The sequence below is a fragment of the Paenibacillus sp. ACRRX genome (genome assembly GCF_022346885.1).
GTDB lineage: Bacteria > Bacillota > Bacilli > Paenibacillales > Paenibacillaceae > Paenibacillus_B.
The window spans coordinates 840,582-861,571 of record NZ_JAKRNK010000002.1; the positions used below are offsets into that span (position 1 = coordinate 840,582).

Consider the following 20,990-nt stretch of genomic DNA (forward strand, 5'->3'; position numbering starts at 1 on the left):
TCTAAAAACGTACTCTTAAGTTTTACTTGAAAGTATGGCATCATAGGGAGATAAGAACGCAACAGGAATAGGAGAAGCCAATATGTCATTAGACGGTATTGTTACCCGTGCGCTTACACATGAGCTTGAGCAAACGGTGAGCGCCCGCATCCATAAAATTCACCAACCATCACCACACGACGTTATTTTCCATGTGCGGTTTGGAGGAGCTAACCACAAGCTGCTTATATCAGCCAATCCTACTTATCCGCGTGTTCATTTTACAGAGCAGACGTTCTCCAACCCTGCAGAACCGCCGATGTTCTGTATGTTGATGCGTAAATACTGTGAAGGCGGATTCGTTGAACGAGTGGAACAGGTCGGCATGGAACGAATCATTCATATGTACATTAGGCAGCGGGACGAGTTGGGGGACGAGTCTGTCAAGAAGCTGATTATTGAGCTTACTGGACGTCACAGCAACATCATTCTGGTTGACCCCGCAACCAATCAGATTATTGATGGCATCCACCATGTTACACCTTCAATCAGCAGTTACCGGATTGTCATGCCCGGATTTGGTTATGTTGAGCCGCCTGAACAGCAAAAAGCGAATCCTTTAGAGGTTGACTTCGAAACGTTTGAGGAATTGTGGCAGCAAACAGATGGAGAAGCACACGGGGAGGCTGACATCTCCACTCATATAGGAGATGGTCCTAATCAGCTTGCCAAATGGCTTGTTCAGCACATGTCCGGTATTAGTCCGCGCATTGCAAACGAGTGGCAGTACCGCGCGGAGCAAGGAATGGCAGAGTCACGCTTGACTCGTTCATGGAATGCGTTTCACGCGTTAATGGAATCCGTCCGGCTTCACCAATACGTTCCTACCATTTTGGAAGATGAAGCGGAAAAAGTATACTTTTCAGCGCTGCCAATCACACACATACAAGGTAAATCAACTCAATATGAAGCGATGAGCACTTGTATGGAAGCCTTTTATGGCGAGAAAGCCATCAGAGATATGGTCAAGCAGCGTGTAGGAGACCTAACCCGCTTTCTGCAGCAAGAACGAGTCAAGAACGAGAAGAAGCTGAAAAAGCTGCAAGAGACGCTGGATGAAGCGCAGGATGCGGATAAATATAGAATTATGGGTGAGCTTCTGTTTGCTTCTCTTCATCAGCTTAAACGGGGCGACAGCACTGTTGAGCTTGTCAATTATTATGATGAGAACGGCGGAACGATGCATATTACCCTTGACCCGCTGCTGCATCCCTCAGATAACGCGCAGCGTTATTTCAAGAAATACAATAAAGCAAAGAACAGTATGCAGGTCGTAGAAGAACAGATGGCTGCAGCACGAAAAGAAAACGACTATTATGATATTTTGCTCCAACAGCTGTCTGAAGCAAACGTACAGGATGCGCAAGAGATTAGAGAAGAATTGATTGAACAGGGCCTCGTTCGAGATCGTGATCGCAAGTCAAGACGCAAGAAGAAGGACGGGCGACCGACTGTATATTGTTATACTTCTTCTGAAGGCATCCCGCTTTATGTAGGGAAAAACAATAAGCAGAACGAATATGTTACCACGAAGCTGGCCAACGCCAACGACACTTGGCTTCACACCAAGGATATTCCCGGCTCACATGTCGTCATCCGCAGCGAGCAGTTTGGGGATTCCACTTTGGAAGAAGCCGCGCAGCTTGCAGCTTACTTTAGCCAGGCCAAACATTCAAGCCAAGTTCCTGTCGACTATACGCTTGTACGCCATGTACGCAAGCCAAACGGGGCTAAGCCAGGCTTTGTCATCTATGAGCGACAGAAAACGCTCTACATCACACCTGATGCACAAAGAATCGCGAGCATGCCCTTCCAGATGAAGCAAAGCGGCAACGCTTAATCACACAACTAAAGGCCGGTATCCTGCCCTTACAACAGGATACCGGCCTTTTATATACAAGCGTTTGTTCCCTCGTGAGGTCCTTAGGTTAGTCGGCGGCGCTCTGCAATCTGATACAGTTCGTTTACCGTATCCATACTCACACGGCGACTGCCTAATTGACCATGAAACACTTTTCCTTGGCGAGCGCCATGAAAATCAGAGCCAGCTGTCATGATGCAGTTGAATCGCTGCGCCAGAGCAGTGTAACGCTGCACGTCCTGCTCGTCATGATCCGAGTGCCATACCTCAATACCATCAGGCTTCATCTCATAAACAATTCGTTCTACAAGCTCATCACTGCCGTACAACACGGGGTGCGCAAGCACAACAGCCCCTCCAGCATCACGAATCCAATCTGCCGCTTCATGCGGTCTAATGCGGGGTGGATTGACATAAGCAGCACCCCTCGCACCTAAATATTTATCAAATGCTTCTCTCATATCTTGGACGACACCTCTACGAACCAGTGCATCTGCAATATGAGGCCGCCCAACGGTTTCTCCATCAGCAAGCGGCCTGCCAAGCTCGGCCACCACTTCCTCCATCGTGATAGGAATGCCAAGCTCTGTCAATTTGTCTGTCATCATAACATTACGACGATCACGTGTCCTGCGTAAACCGCTCAAACGTTCCAACAATACTGGATCGCGGTCATTAACATAGTAGCCCAGCACATGAATATCCACGCCTGCTTCCACAGTACTGATCTCCACACCTGGAACTAAGTGTATGCCAAGTTTATTCGCCTCTGCCATAGCCTCTGCAATACCTGCTACCGTATCATGATCGGTTACCGCCAATGCTTCTAACCCCGCACGATGAGCCAAACGAACGTTATCACGCGGCAATTCCATTCCATCAGACGCCGTCGTATGAGAATGCAGATCAGCCCCTCCACGTTGGATCGGAAAACCAACTTCTGCACATCCACCTGTAGTCATCTATTCACTCTCCTTCTCTCGGTGCTGCCGCAAGAAATTTAAAAACGACGCTGCCGGCCAAGCCAACACGCCTTCCTTACGGTGAACGACGTAGAACTGCCTCCTAAGCGACAGCCCCTTAACCCGTAACACTTTCACCAATCCCAGCTGGCGTTCGTGTCGGACCGCTGACGGAGACAACATCGTCACACCAAGTCCAGCTTCCACGGCGGATTTAACCGCACCAGTGCTGCCCAACTCCATTGCTACCTGAAGGTTTCTAAGATCCACTCCTTGCTGCTGCAGCGCATCCTCCATCACACTTCTCGTACCAGAGCCCTCCTCACGCAGCACATAGGAACAAGCTAATGCCTCCTGCAAAGTGACTTGTTCTCTTCCTGCCAGGTGGTGGCTGCCAGGTACGATCAGCATCATCTCATCCTCCATGACCGCTTCGACAACCATGTCGATGTCCGTTACAGGAGCTTCCACCAAACCCAAGTCAAGGCGGTGCGCACGGATCCCTTCCATAATCTGCGTTGTATTCATTACTCTCATACTTAGGGACATCTGGGGATGTTCCACCCCGAACCTACCTAACAAATGAGGAAGCACATATTCACCAATGGTTAAACTTGCACCGAGCTGCAGCTTGCCATGAAGTTCTTTCGTAAACGAAACCATTGCCTGCTCTGTCTCCTGTACAAGATCTAAACTGCGGCGGGCATAAGGCAGCAACGTACGCCCCGCATCAGACAACTGCAGCTTCTTTGTAGAGCGGTGGAACAGTTTCGAACCGAAGTAATCCTCCAAGGATTGAATTTGCATCGTAACAGCGGGTTGAGTCATATGTAACACTTGAGCCGCAGCCGAAAAGCTGCCCCGTGACGCTACCGTGTAAAAAATATGCAGTTGATGAAAACTAACCCCCATTACTCCCGCATCCCCTCACTTATATATAGAACTATTATAACATAGCCCTCATACACAGGTCGCACAGGTCACATAACCAGTCATACAAAAAGCCGCATCCTGACTATCAGGATGCGGCATCACTTCATACGTATAACGGGGGGCATCTACCTACCTGCGCTTCCGCGAATTCTTTACTAAGGTCATCCGTCTGGAATGGCGCAGCCACGAATAATAAGTCTTCAAATCGCGCAGCTCCATCGTTTCTGACATGCGTCCTAAAAAAGTTACCACAACCATCTTCATCATCGGGCAGCCCGTAATGTCGAAGTCGCGATCCGACTCTACCAACTCAGCCACCATAACGATATCTTCATCAATTAAATATACATCTTCCTCATGGCGATAATACGACGTCATACTTTGGTTCTTCAAATACTCCCACATTAACGTTGCAATACTCTCCACATCGGTATCCGATTTCGCAATACGATCGATCCAGCGTGTCTTTGCATGATTAGTAATAACGATGTCTGCGATCTTCTTGTCACCAAGCCAGACATAAAATGGCTCATATGTGCTCCAACGCTCCATTACCTTGTCTCTCACCGGTACCACTCTCCACCAGATAGGTCTTTTTCTCTATGTATATTTACCCATAATATTACATGATGCGTAAACGATTCTCAAGTTCATACGGGCCATAACTAGCTGTTTTTAGGAAATCTTTAACAAGATGTCGAGGTTATGACAAAAAAGACAACGGTAGTGGAACCATGATAGTGGTTTCACATGCCGTTGCCTTGTGTTTTCTTTGTAACTTAACCTTGTAGGATTATAAATTTACATTCCGTAAAATCTTGTTTTCTCTTCAAACTCGCCGCTATATTCTGTTTTAATTTCATTACGATATGAGCGTTCAATCTTCTTTACGTAATTAAGACGTTTAATATTCTTCATCGTCTCTTCCGCACGTTCAGCATTTACATAAAGAACGGCATACTGCATCTTACGTGACACATAGTGCAGCGAACCGTATTTCTCCAAATTACGAGCCGCCTTTACGTCGCTCACCCAAATGATAAAACCTGTACGATCTGGAAACATGCTGCTTTCCCTCGCTTTCCGATTACATTACGCTTCGCAAGAGAGCGAATATCGATAGACTGCAATGCATTCATTAACAACTTCCGCAACTTCCGCTGCAGCCACTACCACAGCCACCGGTAGACTTAAGCGAGTTGCTTGGTACCTTGATCGTGTCTGATACCGCGGTAGCTATCGTCTTGGACAATTCATATAACATCTCGTCCAATTGCTCCTCCGCTTGTTTATACTGACGCACTTCCTCATATTCGTGCAGTTGACGTTCAACCGCCTTCACGGCAGCCTTCGCCTCATGATAGTCCGGATGATAATGTCCGAAGCGTTCCGTCTCGGAAAATGTCTCTTTCTTGCGAGCAAATTCAAGAACTAATTGCTGCACATCTTGTTGAGTTGCCATGCGCTCTTTCCAATATAAATAAGAAGCCATCTCGGCTGAATCCTTAATCATGTCTCCTAATTCGTACGCTTGGATAAGCAGAGCGGCCATGTCAACAGGTTCATGTTCTTGTGGCATTTGTTATCACGCTCAACTCTCTATTTGCGGTCTATTCATTCCCGCGTACTCGTTCAAGCCACTCTGGCAATAGGATTCGAACGCCTTTCCACTGATCCGGCTGCACCTTCGTCTGATTCGTAGTGCCATCCCGTGAGATTGAAGCTTCCAGCAACCAGGCTGACTCTGGCAGTTCTTGTACTCGAAATGGAACAATTACTTCCCTTTCACTGCCGGCGTTACCCGGCTCGACTTCGAGCGGCAGCATCTGTTCGATCGCGGTCTGAACTAATTCTTTCATCGTAGATGCATGGTACGAGCGGACAGCATTCGTCCACATGACTGGCAGGCGATAGAACGGCGATAATACAGCATCTTGTTGTAAAATATCTGTATCCATTTCATAATACTGCAATGAACTTGGACTGTAAACCATCCCTTTTGCATCATAACCTCCAAGTGCTGTCGAAGTCTCATCCTGCAGCACCTCTTCGTTGGAGCTTACACCTATCATTCCCGCGTTTGCTTCCCGGCCAAGAGCCCCCACGTTCCACGCGATCGGCGTTAGGTTCGAACCAAGAACCTCTTGTTGGCCCCAACGTTGCATTGGAGCCATGCCAATCTGCTCCAGCCTGCGGCGAATGCGATCCACCTCTTGGCGGTCAACGATAAAATCTTGCGTGCCAATTGGAGTAAGTACAGCTTGTTCTCCAGTCGCCTCCCAGACCGATCGGAGTGCAGCTGCAGCCTCCTCGTCGGCGCAGCGCAGCAGCACAACTTCGGCAAACTGCACACGGCCGTACTGAGCATGCCAACGCTCCACAGCATCCATTACATTGTGAGGAATTCCTGTAAATGCATAGCTTTCCATAAAAGAAACAACTCTATCTATTGTGTAGCCCCGCTCCACAGCCGCTGTGTATGAATCTCTTGTGAGGCGGAACGTGTGCATTGCATCTGAACTGACGCGCTCAGTCATCATCTCTAACTCCCACCGTACATGTAACGGGCAGTCAGGTGGCACTATAATCTCAAAGTCAGGCTGAATAAACAACCCAGAAAATGATTCAGATTCATTCTTATTCTGTACTGTTGAAGCAGCATATCTGCAACTCAAATAACTTTCTTTCCACCTGTACCACCAGTTACCTTCCACATCTGTGCCAAGATCGCAAAACCCCATCGTGTGTGCCATAAGCAGCCAGCTGCGATATGCTGGCATTTCATCTGCATGCAACCACTTATCATGCGCAAGAACCTGCAAGCTGGCATCAACTTGCCGCCAGTCAGCAGTGTGTCCCATCATCGCAAGCGCTGCAATAGCATGCTTTAATCCACTTTGTCCTGGTATAAAGTGCTCAAAAGCGATCTCAAAAATGGCCGCACGCCATTTATAGAGCGGCTGTTGAATCCAATATTGGAGCATATCCGGACGAACTGCGTATTGTTGTGCTTCCTTTCGCAGCAACCCAAACCGCAGAGCAATATCTAACGTTACTGCTAATGAAGGCGCAAGAATCGAGGAATGGGGATACTCACATCCACTTGCCATAAGGGCTTCATCTGACATCTCCATGACGTCGAAGAGCCGCTGCATCTTCTTCTTATGCAGCACGCCTTTAGCAGTTATGGGCAATCCTTCCTTGACGGCGCATACAAGCAGGCGGAATACATCTCCTGCAGCTCCTTCTCCAGCTTCAACTCGGTCGCTGCCAGGAAGTGCCTCCAGCTGCAACGACGTATTCATGGTTAATGCCAAATCATTACGCCCCTCAAAATGAGAGGCGCCTGCCCTGCTCCAATATAGATCAATCATTACGAAATAAACATCACGTGGTATGAAATAGATCCGTTCTCCCCATGATTTGCGCAAAGCTGCTATTAAGCCCAACTGCTGTAAATACGGCAGTGCTGCAAGCAAGTATGCGCCTGCCGCCTCAGCACTATGCCACTGTCCAATCTTATCTTCGTTAAAAGGCAGGGAACCTGCACGCTTGACAATGACTTCGAATTGTCGAAGCAGATCAGGCGGCAGTTTAAGTACAACTTGCCTAATCTCTTCGGCTGAAGCCGCATATTTCCGCCAATACGATTGTGCAGGATGCCCGCCTATTTCAACTGTCCGCGCAAGCAGCTGTGCCGTATTCATGCAGTTGTTCCTCCTTCACGATGTCATATTGATACCCTTGTTCAATCAGAAAGAGCTGACGCTTCATCGCATATTCCTGCTCCTTCGAATGTTCCGATACGAGCGTGTAGAAATAAGCGCGCCTGCCGTCTGACTTTGGTCTCAGCAGTCGTCCCAGTCTTTGTGCTTCCTCTTGCCTAGAGCCATAGCTTCCCGACACTTGTATTGCGATCGTGGCATCAGGGAGATCAACAGCAAAGTTGGCCACCTTAGATACAACCAATACATGAATTTCTCCATTTCTGAACTGCTGGTACAAGCGCTGCCGTTCTTCCTGAGGGGTACTTCCAGTTAAAAGCGGCGCTTGTATTCCTGCAGCTATAAGCCTGAGCTGATCCAAATATTGTCCGATAATAAGTGTAGGCAGTTCATTATGGCGTGCAAGCAGTTCTTTGATTACTCGCAACTTGTCTATGTTTTCCCCTGCCAAACGAGCTTTTTCTCTTAACTCCGCGCGTATATACCTTTCATTTAATGGAGCAGACATCGGGACCAGCAGCTCTGCACAGCTAACTTTCGCAATCCAGCCCGCTTCCTCCAACTGACGCCACGGCAGCTCATACCGCTTCGGCCCAATTAATGAAAACACGTCCTGCTCGCATCCATCTTCTCTCACCAGCGTTGCAGTCAAGCCAAGACGTCTCGTCGCTTGTAAATCGGCTGTCGTTCGAAATACGGGCGCAGGCAGCAGGTGGACTTCATCGTAAATGATAAGCCCCCAATTCCGCTCATGAAACAGCCGCATATGGACAAATTCCTCATTTTCCGCATGTCGATAAGTCATCATCTGATAGGTCGCAATGGTAATCGGCCTAACCTCTTTTGATTGGCCCGTATATTCTCCGACCTTATTATCCGCCAGCGTAGTCTTCTCTAGAATTTCGCGTTTCCACTGTTTAACCGATGTCGTATTTGAAGTCAGAATCAGCGTCTCACTTTGCAGTTGTGCCATCGTTCCAATGCCTACAACCGTCTTGCCTGCCCCGCAGGGAAGCACGATAACACCGTCGCCACCCAGCTTATCAGCGCCTCCCGTGAACGCTGTTACCGCCTCCTGCTGGTAGTCTCTCAGCTGAAATGCAGCATCGTCTTCCACTGCAGCTGCCAGTGCAAATACAAGCGGCTCTCCATCCTGGTATCCTACCTGGTCTATGACTGGATAGCCGATTCGTGCAAGCTCCTTCTTGATTCGCCCCCTGAACTTTGCGGGTACGCTGACAGCACAGGCTCCCAATGTCCCGCTAAATAATGTGCCAATCTCGCTGTCGTGTATAAAGCGAGTCAGCAAGTTCTGATCACTGCAATTGAGACGAAGCGCTTCCGCATTGTCTTCCCCAACAAGAATAAATAATCCATACCGTCCCATCCATAACGCAATTTCTTGCTTCGCACGTGTCGGTATCGGCCAACTAGCATACTGTTCCAACGTATCAGTAATATCTTTTGCACACATCCCCGCAGCAGCAGCGTTCCACAACGTAAGCGGAGTCATCTTAAAAGTGTGTATCCCCGCAGGATGCTTAATCAGTGTCGCGAAGCGCTGCAGCTTCGGGCGAATCTCCGTATAACGCGAACTACTATCATGTACCAGTACAGTTAAGTCTTGTTGAACGACCATTTCAAAAATGGACAAAACTGTCACCTCCTCATCGGGACAAGCGATAGATTTATGATTTGTTTACTTCAAAATTTCTGTTATATCACTTTCAGTTCATATCTTTTTGATCTCGCAGGCTGCACCTGCCTTACTTCTGTCTAATACAAGTCCGATATTTATCACAACAGCTATGTATAATTACACCATTTTGTCCTTGAATGTTCACTGCAAAAAAGTTCATCTCCGCTCTCCCACCAGCGCTTTAGACGCATACATTGGCGGAAGAGAGAAAGATGAACTCCAAAGTTAAAATCTGCTTAATGAGTATACGGCGATTCAGAAATTTCACTAAGCGCTTGACCAGCTTCATCTGCCAGAGGACTGCGAACAGCCAAGTCACCCAAGGATACTATACCTACCAATTGACCGTCGTCAATTACTGGGAGGCGGCGAACTTGATGCTCTGCCATCACTTCTGCCGCTTCGTCGACTGACATATTTGAGCGCACCGAAATAATATGCTCTGTCATGACATCGCGAATATGTGCGGAATTAGGGTGCTTCTCTGCAACGCCGCGTATAACGATATCACGATCTGTTACCACACCAACAACCCGCCCTTGATCTACAATCGGTACGAAGCCGATATCCTGCTGTTTCATCAGTACAGCAGCCTCGTATACATTATCTAGCAGCGTCAAGGTCGAGCATGAATCAGTCATTACTTCTCTAACGTTAGACATGGATATCCCTCCTGTTCAGGCATATACTTCCCATCCTAACGTTATTTCATACTTTAGATTATACTGTATTAAGTTCCGAGTCGCTTACCCGCGTTACTTTCAGCGCATCCAAAGCCATAGCCAGCAGCAATTGGCCTGCTTGCAGCATCGCGCTTTCTTCAAAGTCAAACATCGGGTGATGATGCGGGTAACGGCAGTTCTGCTCATTGCCTGCGCCAACAAAGATAAAACAACCGGGAACGACTTTATTATAGTAAGCAAAGTCTTCCGCAGGCATCATCATTTCCGCTGTATGTACAGCCGCCTCGCCAAAACATGCTGCCGCTACACGGAGAACCCGCTCTGCTTCTGCCTTATCATTTACGAGTGCCGGATAACCTATTCTATATTCCAGTTCATATTCCGCATCATACATAGCACACGTATGTTCAATCATGGATTCCACGCGCGCTCTTAACAACGATCGAATCGTAGGATCAAAGGAGCGCACAGTTCCCTTTAAGATGGCACAGTCTGCAATGACATTTTGCGTAGTTCCTGCCTGAAGCGAACCTACGGAGATCACTGCCGATTCCAACGGGGATACGTTGCGACTGACAATTGTTTGCAGCTGCTGCACTAATGCAGCGCCTATGACAACAGCGTCAATGCATGCATGCGGCATACCCGCGTGGCCTCCCTTTCCATGAATCGTCAAGAAAAAATCATCAACAGCTGCCATCATAGGACCTGGACGTGTAGCTATCTTCCCTGCAGGTAGCGGTGTCCATAAGTGCACGCCATATATGGATTGCACGCCTTGAAGAGCCCCGTCCTTGATCATAGCCTGCGCACCGCCAGGGCTCACCTCTTCAGCTGGCTGGAAGAGCAGTCTTACTTCTCCCCGCCACTTGTCGCGATGCTCCTGCAACAGCCTAGCGACGGCGAGCAGCGTGGCCGTATGACCGTCGTGTCCGCAAGCGTGCATCACACCAGGCACTGTAGACCGGTAATCGCATTGCTTACCGTCTTGTATCGCAAGCGCATCCATATCAGCCCGGAGTGCAATAACATTGCCCTCACCTGATTTAACGATGCCCACTACTCCATGGCCACCTATATTCCGCTTAATTGGAATGCCAAAAGATGTTAACTTCTCCGCGATATAATCGGACGTATTTGCCTCTTCGTAAGATAACTCTGGATGCCTATGTAAGTATCGACGCCATTCCACCATCTCATCAAAGTGCCACTCCGCTTTATCAACTGACCATTCGTTGTTCATATGACTTCACGTCCTCTCCCCCAAGCCGTGATATACCCTGCCTATTGTTGTACCATATTGTAACATACCTCTACCGTCAGATGCTTGTCACAATTTAGTCACACAACATTCACTTCTCTTTGCTCGGTCTGACCCCTGCCGATCTCTTGCAGAAGAACTGGAAACATACTATCATGGAAAAGAGATTTGAACTTGGCGTTTTATAGAATAAGGAGGAACTGGCACATGATTATTGAAAATTCAGGCCTGAACGGTATTGTCTCTGAATTGGCACATCTCGATGAAGTGTCCGAATCGCTTGGTTTTGTTCGCTGGCAATGGGAATACTATCGAGCTACATACGATCTGAAATTGGAAGATACGCAGAATGGCGCGGAATATTTCGTACGTGTAAATACACGGGTTACGGAAGGCAAACTGGAAAAGCCCGATACGCTGCTCGCCATTGAAGCGGTATATATGGGCAAAGCGACGTTCCCGCATGGACTGGATTATGAATCTCCTATCCCGCAAGCGATCGTTAATGCCGCAACACAGAAGCTTGAGCAATTCAAGCAAGCTCTGATTGCCTAGAGGGTTCATCATTGAATCGAACAACCTATAAACCCATGAAACGAGATACCCCGCCCCTGTTAAGTAAAGGTACGCCTGACTTCCAATTACTCGTGCTTACTTTGCTGCTTGTCGGGTTCGGTGTTGTCATGGTATTCAGTGCGAGTTCCAGTCTTGCTGCCGTTTCAGAAAAATACAACTATGATGCTCTATACTTCGTAAAACGCCAAATGATGTGGGCCGTCATTGGATTTGTTGCGATGCTCGTCGCAATGAACATCCCTTATTCCTTTTATAAGAAATGGTTTATACCCTTTTTTATCGTGACCTTAATTATGCTTGCTTTAGTTCCTTATATAGGAAAAGATTTGAATGGTGCTAAAAGTTGGTTCGGCGTCGGGAGTATCGGCATTCAGCCCTCCGAATTAGCGAAGATCGCCACGGTCTTGTACTTGGCTGCCCTCATTACCAAAAAGGGTGAGGTATTCCGTGACTTTAAACGCGGCTTGTTCCCTGTCATGATCATCGTGGGGGTTGTCGTTGGGCTGATCATGCTGCAGCCGGACTTTGGCTCTGCAATGATTTTGGCGATGACAGCAGGTATTATTGTTATTGCAGGCGGAGCCAACATGAAGCATATATTTAACTGTGCATTTGTTGGTCTACTCGGTGTTGGAGCAGTTCTCGGTATGAGTTATCTCATCTCGCCCGATAAACTTACTTCAGGTTATAAGTTTGGCCGGATTCAGTCATGGCTTGATCCATTGCATGACATTCAGGCTTCAAGCTACAACTTGGTCGAGTCGCTCAAGGCAATCTCGCATGGTGGCTGGACAGGTGCCGGTTTCGGGCAAGGCATTCAGAAGCTTCTCTATTTGCCTTATCCTTACAATGACTTTATTTTTGCTGTTATCGCAGAAGAGTTAGGCTTTATCGGCACGACTATGTTCCTCATTGTGTATGCCTACTTAATATGGCGCGGCTTGCTTATTGCACTTCGCTGTCCAGACATATACGGAACATTAGTAGGCGTCGGCATTATCGGTAATATCGCCGTACAAGCCTTCATTAACATTGGTGGCGTCACTCGGACGATTCCCATAACAGGGGTCACACTTCCCTTTATTAGCTATGGCGGGACATCACTTCTTATTACGATGGGAAGTATCGGAATACTGCTTAGTATATCGCGAGAGTACATGCGTGCAGCACAATCCAAGACGCCCAATCGTAAATCAGGCTCTTCACACAAAAAAGACTACCAGCCCTTGCGGCCTGTGTAGTCTTTTTTTCTTTACAGCCTATCATTTTACACGCTGCAGATCATCCAATTCTTCGTCCTTGAAAGCTACGCCTTCCACCTTCACATTCACTTCAACAACTGCCAATCCTGTCATATTCTGTACCGACTCACGAACATTTAATTGTAATTGACGGCATACTTCCTGAATCGGCATTCCATACATCACGATGACACGCAGATCAACGGCAGTCTCCACTTGACCAACCTCAACCGTAACTCCGGTTTGCACATTCTTGCCGCTAAGACGCTTCGCCCAGCCCTCGGACAGTCCACCAGACATTGCAGCAATACCAGGAGTTTCTAAAGCTGCCAGACCCGCAACGGTGGCGACGACATCATTAGAGATCCTTATGTTACCTTCTTTGTTTAACAATTGTTCTTCCGTCATCGTCGTCAATCCTCCTACACATTATTCACAGCAATACCTCACTGCAAAAGCATGGTTATCTTTGATACTATTGTAACTATCCATGTTCATGAAATCAAACCCTCCTGTTATTAACTTTGGGTATTTGGGGTAAATAAATTAGGTTGGGGTTACTGCAGCGAGTCATACGGATGATACCGTGAGGAGTTAGAGAGAGAATAGGAGTGAGCAATTTGAAAGCACGAATGTTTAATTGGATGCTGATTGGAATGTTTGTATTAAGCGGGATGGGACATTTCCTAGAATGGAGTATGGTGTTAAACTTCTTTCTTTCCGCAGCAGCAATCGTATTTCTCGCAGCATTTTTGGGCAAAGCAACTGAAAATGTCGCGTTTTATGCCGGTGAACGTGTAGGGGGCTTTCTTAATGCTACCTTTGGCAATGCTACTGAACTTATCATCGCCATCTTCCTCGTTAAAGCAAACATGTTCGATATGGTCAAAGCTAGCCTCACTGGGTCGATCATCGGCAATTTGTTATTTGTGCTTGGTCTGAGCCTACTGCTAGGCGGTTTTAAATTCAAAGAACAATCCTTTAACTTAACACTAGCCAATATGGATGGGTCACTGATGGTGTTAGCCGTGATTGCACTTTTTGTGCCAGCCGTTTTCTTTAATACCCATGCGATCAGCGATGAAGCCACAAAAACCCTTAGTCTAATCGTAGCTGGTCTGTTAATTACCGCATACATACTCTGGCTTATTTTCTCTATGGTCACCCACAAGGAATTGCTCGCTGAGGAAGCAAAAGAAGTATCAGGCGAAGCTGAGCAGCCTGACTGGAGCAAACGTACGTCCATCCTTATGCTTGTTATCGCTACCGTTATGGTTGCTTTCGCCAGCGAATGGCTTGTCGATACGCTCGACACCTTCTCAACACAATTCGGATGGTCTGAACTGTTTATTGGGGCATTTGTCATTGCAATTGTTGGTAATGCAGCAGAGCATGCCGCAGCAGTCATTCTCGCGATGAAAAACAAGGTCGGTGCTTCTATAGAGATCGCCATCGGAAGCAGCTTGCAGATCGCTTTATTTGTGGCACCAATGCTTGTATTTGTCAGTGCTGCTTTCGGAAACACGATGGATTTTGTGTTCTCTGTGCTGGAAATTGTGGCGATTGGAGTAGCAGTCTTTATTGCTAAATCAATATCACAGGATGGTAGATCCAACTGGTATAAGGGGCTTATGCTGCTTATTGTCTATTTGATTCTGGGGGCTTCATTTTACCTGGTCCCCTAAAGCAAGCAGGAAAAACACCAGCTCATCGCTCTGACCTAAATCAGCGAAGGGCAATAACTTATTCATTTTCAAGCTCTTGCGTATAATCAGTATCTCATGTGTATGCATTACGTTGGAATCCGTTATGATTCTGTGTACGAAAAAAAGCTTGGACGACAAATGTCATCCAAGCTATATTTATGCATTAAGCATTGCGGACCGACTTCTCTAATGCTTCATACAAAGAAGCAAGATTCCGTTCCAGCTTGCTTACGATCTGCTTGCCAAGACCTTCTTCCACAAGTCCAGCCTTAACGGCAAAATCAACCTGACGTGAGAAACCGTACATCTGAGTGTCCAGCACTTCCTCATAGAGAGGGCAATAACGTGTCGCCAAGTTCTCCATCTGAACTTGTATCAGCTTCTCTATTTGAAGCGCCTCTTCTTCTAGCAACGCGAGCGCTTTATCATTTAATTGTTGCAACACATTCGACGAAGTCATGCCTATATTCCCCCCTATGACCTGTAGTCACGAATCTTCTATTATCATATTAGACGAATCTGACTATGAACACAAGATGCACGTACAGAAAAAGCCGAGAACGAGAATCGTCACCCGGCTTTTACCCTCTTATTTAGTATTATTCACCTATAATGGTTACATTTAAACCGTATTTTTCGAATACAGCTGCCATTGCTTCTTTTGCTTCTTCAGCATCTGGTCCATGGACATGAAGCTCATATGCATGATTGCCGAGAAGCGTTGTGAACAAGCCTAATATGCTTTTAACGTCGATGTATTTATTCTCTGCTTGCAACACGATTGAGGAACGGAATGTGTTCGCTCTTTGCGAAATTTCTACAACTGCCGCGTTATTATCCGCCATTGTTAACCCTCCAATATAAATGCTGGAATTGATGTTCAATTTCTAATACCATCATACCTTGAACCAAATCAACGACGCAAGGATATTTCGGATGAAAATAGTGCTAAAGACAATATTTCCTTTACTCACTAATTACTTCAAATTCTCAGGATTTAATTGCTCCAACTCAGATAGTACAAACAATCCATCTTTACGTACTAATACATCATCAAAGTACATCTCACCGCCACCATATTCAGGACGTTGAATCAGCACCAGATCCCAGTGAATGGAAGAACGGTTTCCATTGTCCGCCTCTTCGTATGCCTGTCCAGGTGTAAAGTGGATGCTGCCTGCAATCTTCTCATCAAACAGGATATCCTTCATTGGATGTAAAATATACGGGTTCACGCCAATTGCGAACTCACCAATATGACGAGCACCTTCATCTGCATCCAGAATTTCATTCAGACGCTTCGTATCGTTGCTTGTTGCTTCTACAATTTTACCGTTTTCAAAGCGGAACGATACATTTTCAAACGTTGTGCCGCTGTACAACGTTGGTGTGTTATATGTAATAGTACCGTTGACAGAATCGCGAACTGGCGCTGTGTATACTTCACCGTCTGGAATGTTGCGCTGCCCAGAGCATTTGACTGCCGCAATGTTTTTGATAGAGAACGTCAAGTCGGTTCCAGGACTGACCAGTCTGACTTTATCTGTTTTCTCCATGAGTGCCTTAAGTGCATCCATTGCTCGATCCATCTTGGAATAATCCAGGTTACAGACATTGAAATAGAAATCTTCAAATGCCTCAGTTGACGTATTAGCAAGCTGTGCCATTGAAGCATTTGGATAACGGAGTACAACCCATTTTGTGCGCTTAACACGCTCTTCCATGTGTACCGGGTGGGAATAGATCGAATCAAACAGCTTCTGTTTATCACTAGGAACATCGGACAGCTCATTTACATTCTCGCCAGCACGGATACCGATGTACCCTTGCATACGCTCCATACGGAGCAAGTCAAATTCTTTCCACGTCTCCATCTGTTCCTTCGAACCGTTCATAAGCAGCGATCGGAGCACGGTACGATCCGTCAATTGCACGAATGGACGGCCTCCTCGCTTACCAATCTCATCAACGATACATTTTACAAGATCACGTTCAGAACCGATCATTTCAACAAGAATATTTTCACCAGGTTGAACTTCAATCGAATAATTGACCAAATTTTGCGCTAATTGTTGTATTCTTGGGTCTTTCATTATTGCTCCTCCTCTAACTCAATCATAACTATTGTACGGCTCACATTTCACTGTCCCCCCATGGCTATTGTTACCATGGCAACGATATTGTATCACGTATCATGAGGGAAGTCAGCGATACTGGCTGAACTCGGCCACCGTCCTGATTGTCTCTGCCGCCAGTTTTCCAGCGTCTTGATAATGCGCTTGCATCACACCTTCTAGACGAAGCGGAAGCTGTGACCGTCGGTCAATCCATATGATGTACTCTGCACTTACCTGTGAGCTGTGCAGCATACTTAAGAGCTGCTTGCGGTAGTCCTGAGCAGCCCCATTCAGCTTTCCTTCAAGCGCAGTAATCTGAGTTGGGGTTAGCTTCTTTTTAACTTGATTTACTTTTTGATGAGGAATAATGAGACTATCGTACTCATCCAGAATTCTCTGCTTGAATATCCGCTTAGCGTCCTCTTCATGAAGCTGTACAAAGTATGGCAACGTTTGATCTGTTGAAAAAGTCGGTTTTTGCTCCCCTTTAGCTGTGTTGGCACCCCACTCCACAGATTGAGCGAGAAGAGTTGTCTTCCCCTCCTCCCATCGGCTAACGTGCTTACGCGCGAGACGAATTTCTTCCAGCACACGCAGCGGGTTCCAACGTTGTGGTGTTGTAGGCACTTCATCCTGCACCCTGCTCATACGCATAGAGACACCTTTATGTTGACGTACTTCACCATCAAAGCGCAGCTGTTTCGTCAACACTTGCCGCTCTCCCGTACGGATTTCAGCAAGTCCTCGGAATAAAAATTGATCCTTGCCCGACAATCCACTGATTGATCGTGTAAGAACATCCTCAGGATCATGAGTCATCGGCATTACACAACCTTGAATGTTCAGCAGCATTATACATATGGACAACCACCAAGTTTTATGAGGCAATCGTCTAATCATCGCTTCCACATCCTGTCCTTTACTAACACTTTAGGAAACAAAAAAACGAGATAGGCAAGGATCACCTATCTCGTATTAGCGTAACTCAACCTTCATTCCGTTATACATCTAAAAGTTAGTACAGCTTATGACGACGAACTGATGCGAATCTGATTACGTCCGCAATTTTTAGCATCGTAGAGCGCCATGTCTGCACGATAAAACAAAGATTCCACACTTATCTTCTCATCCTGCCAATTCCATTCTGCAATGCCGCAGGATACCGTTACATGAGGAGAGGTCTCATTTGCCACACGTGCCCGAATCCGTTCCGCCACACGCACAGTCTGATTCACGTTCAACTGCGGCAAGTAGACAGCAAGCTCCTCACCACCCCAGCGGGCGGCAATGTCTGCTTCACGAATTGAAGAACGTATGATCTCGCTAACTTGATTTAATATTTTATCGCCAATCTGGTGCCCATGCTTATCATTAATTTGTTTGAAATAGTCAATATCCACCACAATTAAAGAACCGCAAAAGTCATTCTTCTGTTGCCGATTGATTTGCTTGTCCAAATAATGACGGGCGTACAGCCCCGTTAGTTGGTCTTTGTTGGCTAAATGTTTGACACGCGCATGCAGCGTAGCATTTGCGATTGCAAGCCCCATATGACCCGCAAGCATCTGCAGAAGCTTAAAGTTGTCATACGTAAAGAAATGAGGACGTTTGTCCGCCACTACTACTATCCCCACCATCTCCCCTCCGCCGAAGAGTGGAGAAGCAATAACAGAACGTAAATTCAATTGTTCAAAAAATTGCATCCGATCTTGAATCTGCTCTTGACTGTCAGATACGATGACAGGTTCTCGAAGGGAGAACATATACCCGAACAAACCAGATTCGGACGGCAGCGTCGCACCATTGTATTCAACCATATTGGAAGATACAACCTCGAACCTGCTCTTATCCTCGCTTAACTGCAACAGCATGCAGAAGTCTGCCCGGAACACTCGCAACAATTCGTGTGTCGCATCGTGGAACACATCTCTCAACCTTAAGCTTTGATTAATCCGCTTGGTCAAATCATTAATGAACCGCAGTTCTTGAATCACAGCATTGGCCTGCTCATGCAAGCGCGCATTCTCAAACGCCGTTCCAGCCGTCTCAATAATAAGCTGAATGAGTTGAATGTCTGAAGGATCTGGCCGTTCATGATAAAATATCATCTTCAGCACACCATATGAACCTTGCTTGCCTGTCAGTGCAACAGCCACCTCAAGACCACTGTCGTCCGTTTCCGCGTAGCAAGCTTCTCCATTCATAAAGGCTTGCATCACGAGCGGGTCACTCCATGACTTAAATATCAACGCCTTTACATTTGGATTCTCGCTCCTATGATCTTGCGACAAGTACACTTCCAGCTTTGCTTCTGGAACAAGTTTATCTATACCTTCTATAATCTGTGAAATAACAGAATCTACATCTATATGATCATGAATGTGCCGCACCACATCGTAAAGAATGTCTCTTCGTTTGGATTCGCGTTCTGCAAGACGCTGGGAATAGTAAATTTCATTGATAAACATATGCTCGAATTCTCTGTAGAAAGCAGAGTGGAATTGAGTCATCCATCCTTCAACCGCCAGTTGACCGTGATCACTTACTGCAAGCTTTGTATCAAATACAATGACAGCTGCTACCAACTTGCTATGTCTGGAGACAATTGGAACTCCGATATATCCAGATACGTCATCTATAATATGACGTTGTGTACTCTGTTCTGACAGCACGCTGTTAACAAATGACGATAGAAGTAATGGCTCATTGCTGCCGATCGGCGACAAATCACTTTCCAGACACTCGCCCCTGTAATCAAACAATGCTGTCTTGCCCAATTGGGCGTGCACGTGAACAGGAATATCCGAAAGCCATTGAACATAAGCCGTCCGCACAAGTAATTGTATGTATGGCAAATCGTGCACCGTAATATCACGCTGCAACAGCCAATTATCCGGACTTCTGTCTAAGGACTTATGCTCAATTCCGGGCTGTCCGCCAATAACGAACAGTGGCAATGTTCTCTGAAGTGAGTGCTGGCTATCCGTCATCCTTTTCTCCTTCAAAACTAAGGTTTATCTATTTGTATCATACAATAAAATCAACTCAAAAGGTACTACTTCGGAGGGTTATCAACCATATTTTTTAGGACAATAGAACTATGTCGAACGTTGCGGTATAGTTCTGTCGTATTATGTCGATCTGCTTTTTATTTTTGTTAATTTACATCTATATAGTTTTATTTTGTAATTTAAATGTATTTTATATCCATGGGCAATTCACTTATTTGAAGCATTGTCGTGATAAAGAAAGATTTTACAACTTGACATTTCTATACCCAATCTTATAAAATTACTTGATGTATATGGGCGAACTGTTGTGTCACCCCTCACGACTTCCATCGCAGGCACGACTGCGGCTGAAACATTTCGTGCCTGAGCCAAGGATGAGCTGGATAAGAATTCTATTTCTTAATTGGCTATAGTATGAGAATCGGCGCAAAGAGACCCACATTCAAACCATATCATGAATGAGAAGGAGTCAACTTTAATATGGCACGTTACACAGGTCCTAAATTTAAATTAAGCCGTCGTCTTGGCGTATCCTTGAGCGGCACTGGCAAAGAATTGAAACGCGCGTACCCACCAGGACAACATGGTCCTAACCAACGCAAGAAACTGAGTGGTTACGGTGTTCAATTGCAAGAGAAACAAAAATTGCGTCACATGTACGGCTTGAACGAGAAGCAATTCCGCAACTTGTTCGATCGTGCAACGAAGTTGCCAGGTATCGCTGGTGAGAACTTCATGTTCTTGCTTGAGAGCCGTCTGGACAACCTTGTATACCGTCTTGGATTCTCCAACTCCCGTGCAGGCGCACGTCAATTGGTATCCCACGGTCACGTGACTGTAAACGGCAAGAAAGTCGACATCGCTTCCTACTTGGTAAGCACTGGCGACGTTATCGGCTTGCGTGAAAGAAGCCGTGGCTTGAAAGTGATCAAAGAGGCTATTGAAGGCCGTCATCACTTGCCAGGCTACTTGGAGTTCAACGAAGCTGCAGTGGAAGGTAAGTTCATTCGTCTTCCTGACCGCGGTGAGTTGTCCCAAGATATCGACGAGAAACAAATCGTCGAGTTCTACAGCCGTTAATATTAACGAACATCAAAAACGTTGGGGCCTCTGGCTCCAACGTTTTTTTATGGCCAAATACATATACTTATACCTTCCCCGCACTAAACAACACTA

20 protein-coding genes are annotated in these 20,990 nt (G+C 46.4%); 5 read left to right on the forward strand and 15 right to left on the reverse strand.

Annotated elements, in window-relative coordinates; translation table 11 throughout:
* Positions 1–82 precede the first annotated feature (82 nt).
* Positions 83–1,879 (forward strand): Rqc2 family fibronectin-binding protein, encoded by a 1,797-nt coding sequence (locus MH117_RS09270; protein ID WP_239328362.1) that lies wholly within the window; start codon positions 83–85, stop codon positions 1,877–1,879.
* A gap of 83 nt (positions 1,880–1,962) precedes the next feature.
* Here the strand turns inward: MH117_RS09270 and MH117_RS09275 are convergent, their stop codons facing one another.
* The 9 genes from MH117_RS09275 to MH117_RS09315 form a co-directional block, all read right to left on the reverse strand.
* The gene (locus MH117_RS09275) at positions 1,963–2,862 is read right to left on the reverse strand and encodes a PHP domain-containing protein (protein WP_239328363.1); all 900 of its coding nucleotides are present in this window, start codon (positions 2,860–2,862) and stop codon (positions 1,963–1,965) included.
* A complete protein-coding gene (locus tag MH117_RS09280; protein WP_239328364.1) occupies positions 2,863–3,774 on the reverse strand; it encodes a selenium metabolism-associated LysR family transcriptional regulator in 912 nt (303 codons plus the stop codon).
* A gap of 150 nt (positions 3,775–3,924) precedes the next feature.
* Positions 3,925–4,362 carry a hypothetical protein gene (locus MH117_RS09285; RefSeq protein ID WP_239328365.1) on the reverse strand — a complete coding sequence of 146 codons (438 nt, stop codon included), beginning with the start codon at positions 4,360–4,362 and terminating at the stop codon, positions 3,925–3,927.
* A gap of 234 nt (positions 4,363–4,596) precedes the next feature.
* Complete coding sequence (locus MH117_RS09290; protein WP_028545050.1) at positions 4,597–4,860, reverse strand: YlbG family protein; 264 nt, start codon at positions 4,858–4,860, stop codon at positions 4,597–4,599.
* Between the two features lie 73 nt (positions 4,861–4,933).
* Entirely contained in the window at positions 4,934–5,374 is a 441-nt protein-coding gene (locus MH117_RS09295) for a YlbF/YmcA family competence regulator (RefSeq protein WP_239328366.1), read from the reverse strand.
* Positions 5,375–5,405: 31 nt separating this feature from the next.
* The gene (locus MH117_RS09300; RefSeq protein ID WP_239328367.1) at positions 5,406–7,502 is read right to left on the reverse strand and encodes a helicase-associated domain-containing protein; all 2,097 of its coding nucleotides are present in this window, start codon (positions 7,500–7,502) and stop codon (positions 5,406–5,408) included.
* Positions 7,468–9,159 carry a DNA repair helicase XPB gene (locus MH117_RS09305; RefSeq protein ID WP_239328709.1) on the reverse strand — a complete coding sequence of 564 codons (1,692 nt, stop codon included), beginning with the start codon at positions 9,157–9,159 and terminating at the stop codon, positions 7,468–7,470. Before MH117_RS09305 ends, MH117_RS09300 begins: the two co-directional genes overlap by 35 nt.
* 296 nt (positions 9,160–9,455) lie before the next feature.
* Entirely contained in the window at positions 9,456–9,881 is a 426-nt protein-coding gene (locus tag MH117_RS09310; protein ID WP_239328368.1) for a CBS domain-containing protein, read from the reverse strand.
* A gap of 58 nt (positions 9,882–9,939) precedes the next feature.
* A complete protein-coding gene (locus MH117_RS09315; RefSeq protein ID WP_239328369.1) occupies positions 9,940–11,145 on the reverse strand; it encodes a M20 metallopeptidase family protein in 1,206 nt (401 codons plus the stop codon).
* A gap of 225 nt (positions 11,146–11,370) precedes the next feature.
* Between MH117_RS09315 and MH117_RS09320 the strand changes: the two genes are divergently transcribed.
* Together MH117_RS09320 and ftsW are read left to right on the forward strand one after the other, a co-directional pair.
* Positions 11,371–11,718: a YugN family protein gene (locus MH117_RS09320; RefSeq protein WP_239328370.1), complete on the forward strand. Its 348-nt coding sequence runs from the start codon at positions 11,371–11,373 to the stop codon at positions 11,716–11,718.
* Between the two features lie 35 nt (positions 11,719–11,753).
* Positions 11,754–12,980 (forward strand): putative lipid II flippase FtsW, encoded by a 1,227-nt coding sequence (gene ftsW, locus MH117_RS09325; RefSeq protein ID WP_239328371.1) that lies wholly within the window; start codon positions 11,754–11,756, stop codon positions 12,978–12,980.
* 21 nt (positions 12,981–13,001) lie between these two features.
* Here ftsW and MH117_RS09330 read toward each other — a convergent pair whose 3' ends face one another.
* Entirely contained in the window at positions 13,002–13,388 is a 387-nt protein-coding gene (locus tag MH117_RS09330; RefSeq protein WP_239328372.1) for an Asp23/Gls24 family envelope stress response protein, read from the reverse strand.
* A gap of 224 nt (positions 13,389–13,612) precedes the next feature.
* Here MH117_RS09330 and cax point away from each other — a divergent pair, with 224 nt between their 5' ends.
* Positions 13,613–14,665, forward strand: a complete 1,053-nt coding sequence (gene cax, locus MH117_RS09335; RefSeq protein ID WP_481857261.1) for a calcium/proton exchanger — start codon at positions 13,613–13,615, stop codon at positions 14,663–14,665.
* Positions 14,666–14,849: 184 nt separating this feature from the next.
* On the opposite strand, the gene MH117_RS09340 is transcribed toward cax, so the two are convergent.
* The 5 genes from MH117_RS09340 to MH117_RS09360 all read right to left on the reverse strand — a co-directional run bounded on the left by MH117_RS09340 (position 14,850) and on the right by MH117_RS09360 (position 19,793).
* Positions 14,850–15,146, reverse strand: a complete 297-nt coding sequence (locus MH117_RS09340) for a DUF1507 family protein (protein ID WP_239328374.1) — start codon at positions 15,144–15,146, stop codon at positions 14,850–14,852.
* A gap of 139 nt (positions 15,147–15,285) precedes the next feature.
* Entirely contained in the window at positions 15,286–15,531 is a 246-nt protein-coding gene (locus MH117_RS09345) for an HPr family phosphocarrier protein (RefSeq protein WP_028545041.1), read from the reverse strand.
* Between the two features lie 132 nt (positions 15,532–15,663).
* Entirely contained in the window at positions 15,664–16,779 is a 1,116-nt protein-coding gene (locus MH117_RS09350; protein ID WP_239328375.1) for an aminopeptidase, read from the reverse strand.
* Between the two features lie 111 nt (positions 16,780–16,890).
* A complete protein-coding gene (locus MH117_RS09355) occupies positions 16,891–17,703 on the reverse strand; it encodes a hypothetical protein (protein ID WP_239328376.1) in 813 nt (270 codons plus the stop codon).
* Positions 17,704–17,828: 125 nt separating this feature from the next.
* On the reverse strand, positions 17,829–19,793 hold the full coding sequence (locus MH117_RS09360; RefSeq protein WP_239328377.1) for a GGDEF domain-containing protein: 1,965 nt from the start codon (positions 19,791–19,793) through the stop codon (positions 17,829–17,831).
* 501 nt (positions 19,794–20,294) lie between these two features.
* Between MH117_RS09360 and rpsD the strand changes: the two genes are divergently transcribed.
* A complete protein-coding gene (gene rpsD / locus MH117_RS09365) occupies positions 20,295–20,894 on the forward strand; it encodes a 30S ribosomal protein S4 (protein WP_239328378.1) in 600 nt (199 codons plus the stop codon).
* Positions 20,895–20,990: the final 96 nt, after the last annotated feature.

Excerpts from the sequence above, each read along its gene's own strand:
- cax (WP_481857261.1), top strand. The coding sequence starts at position 13,613 with ATGTTTAATTGGATGCTGATTGGAATGTTTGTATTAAGCGGGATGGGA.
- MH117_RS09275 (WP_239328363.1), bottom strand. The coding sequence starts at position 2,862 with ATGACTACAGGTGGATGTGCAGAAGTTGGTTTTCCGATCCAACGTGGA.
- MH117_RS09345 (WP_028545041.1), bottom strand. The coding sequence starts at position 15,531 with ATGGCGGATAATAACGCGGCAGTTGTAGAAATTTCGCAAAGAGCGAAC.
- MH117_RS09295 (WP_239328366.1), bottom strand. The coding sequence starts at position 5,374 with ATGCCACAAGAACATGAACCTGTTGACATGGCCGCTCTGCTTATCCAA.
- MH117_RS09320 (WP_239328370.1), top strand. The coding sequence starts at position 11,371 with ATGATTATTGAAAATTCAGGCCTGAACGGTATTGTCTCTGAATTGGCA.
- MH117_RS09305 (WP_239328709.1), bottom strand. The coding sequence starts at position 9,159 with ATGGTCGTTCAACAAGACTTAACTGTACTGGTACATGATAGTAGTTCG.
- MH117_RS09330 (WP_239328372.1), bottom strand. The coding sequence starts at position 13,388 with ATGACGGAAGAACAATTGTTAAACAAAGAAGGTAACATAAGGATCTCT.
- MH117_RS09350 (WP_239328375.1), bottom strand. The coding sequence starts at position 16,779 with ATGAAAGACCCAAGAATACAACAATTAGCGCAAAATTTGGTCAATTAT.
- MH117_RS09340 (WP_239328374.1), bottom strand. The coding sequence starts at position 15,146 with ATGACTTCGTCGAATGTGTTGCAACAATTAAATGATAAAGCGCTCGCG.
- ftsW (WP_239328371.1), top strand. The coding sequence starts at position 11,754 with ATGAAACGAGATACCCCGCCCCTGTTAAGTAAAGGTACGCCTGACTTC.
- MH117_RS09280 (WP_239328364.1), bottom strand. The coding sequence starts at position 3,774 with ATGGGGGTTAGTTTTCATCAACTGCATATTTTTTACACGGTAGCGTCA.
- MH117_RS09300 (WP_239328367.1), bottom strand. The coding sequence starts at position 7,502 with ATGAATACGGCACAGCTGCTTGCGCGGACAGTTGAAATAGGCGGGCAT.
- MH117_RS09355 (WP_239328376.1), bottom strand. The coding sequence starts at position 17,703 with ATGATTAGACGATTGCCTCATAAAACTTGGTGGTTGTCCATATGTATA.
- MH117_RS09360 (WP_239328377.1), bottom strand. The coding sequence starts at position 19,793 with ATGACGGATAGCCAGCACTCACTTCAGAGAACATTGCCACTGTTCGTT.
- MH117_RS09270 (WP_239328362.1), top strand. The coding sequence starts at position 83 with ATGTCATTAGACGGTATTGTTACCCGTGCGCTTACACATGAGCTTGAG.
- MH117_RS09290 (WP_028545050.1), bottom strand. The coding sequence starts at position 4,860 with ATGTTTCCAGATCGTACAGGTTTTATCATTTGGGTGAGCGACGTAAAG.
- rpsD (WP_239328378.1), top strand. The coding sequence starts at position 20,295 with ATGGCACGTTACACAGGTCCTAAATTTAAATTAAGCCGTCGTCTTGGC.
- MH117_RS09310 (WP_239328368.1), bottom strand. The coding sequence starts at position 9,881 with ATGTCTAACGTTAGAGAAGTAATGACTGATTCATGCTCGACCTTGACG.
- MH117_RS09315 (WP_239328369.1), bottom strand. The coding sequence starts at position 11,145 with ATGAACAACGAATGGTCAGTTGATAAAGCGGAGTGGCACTTTGATGAG.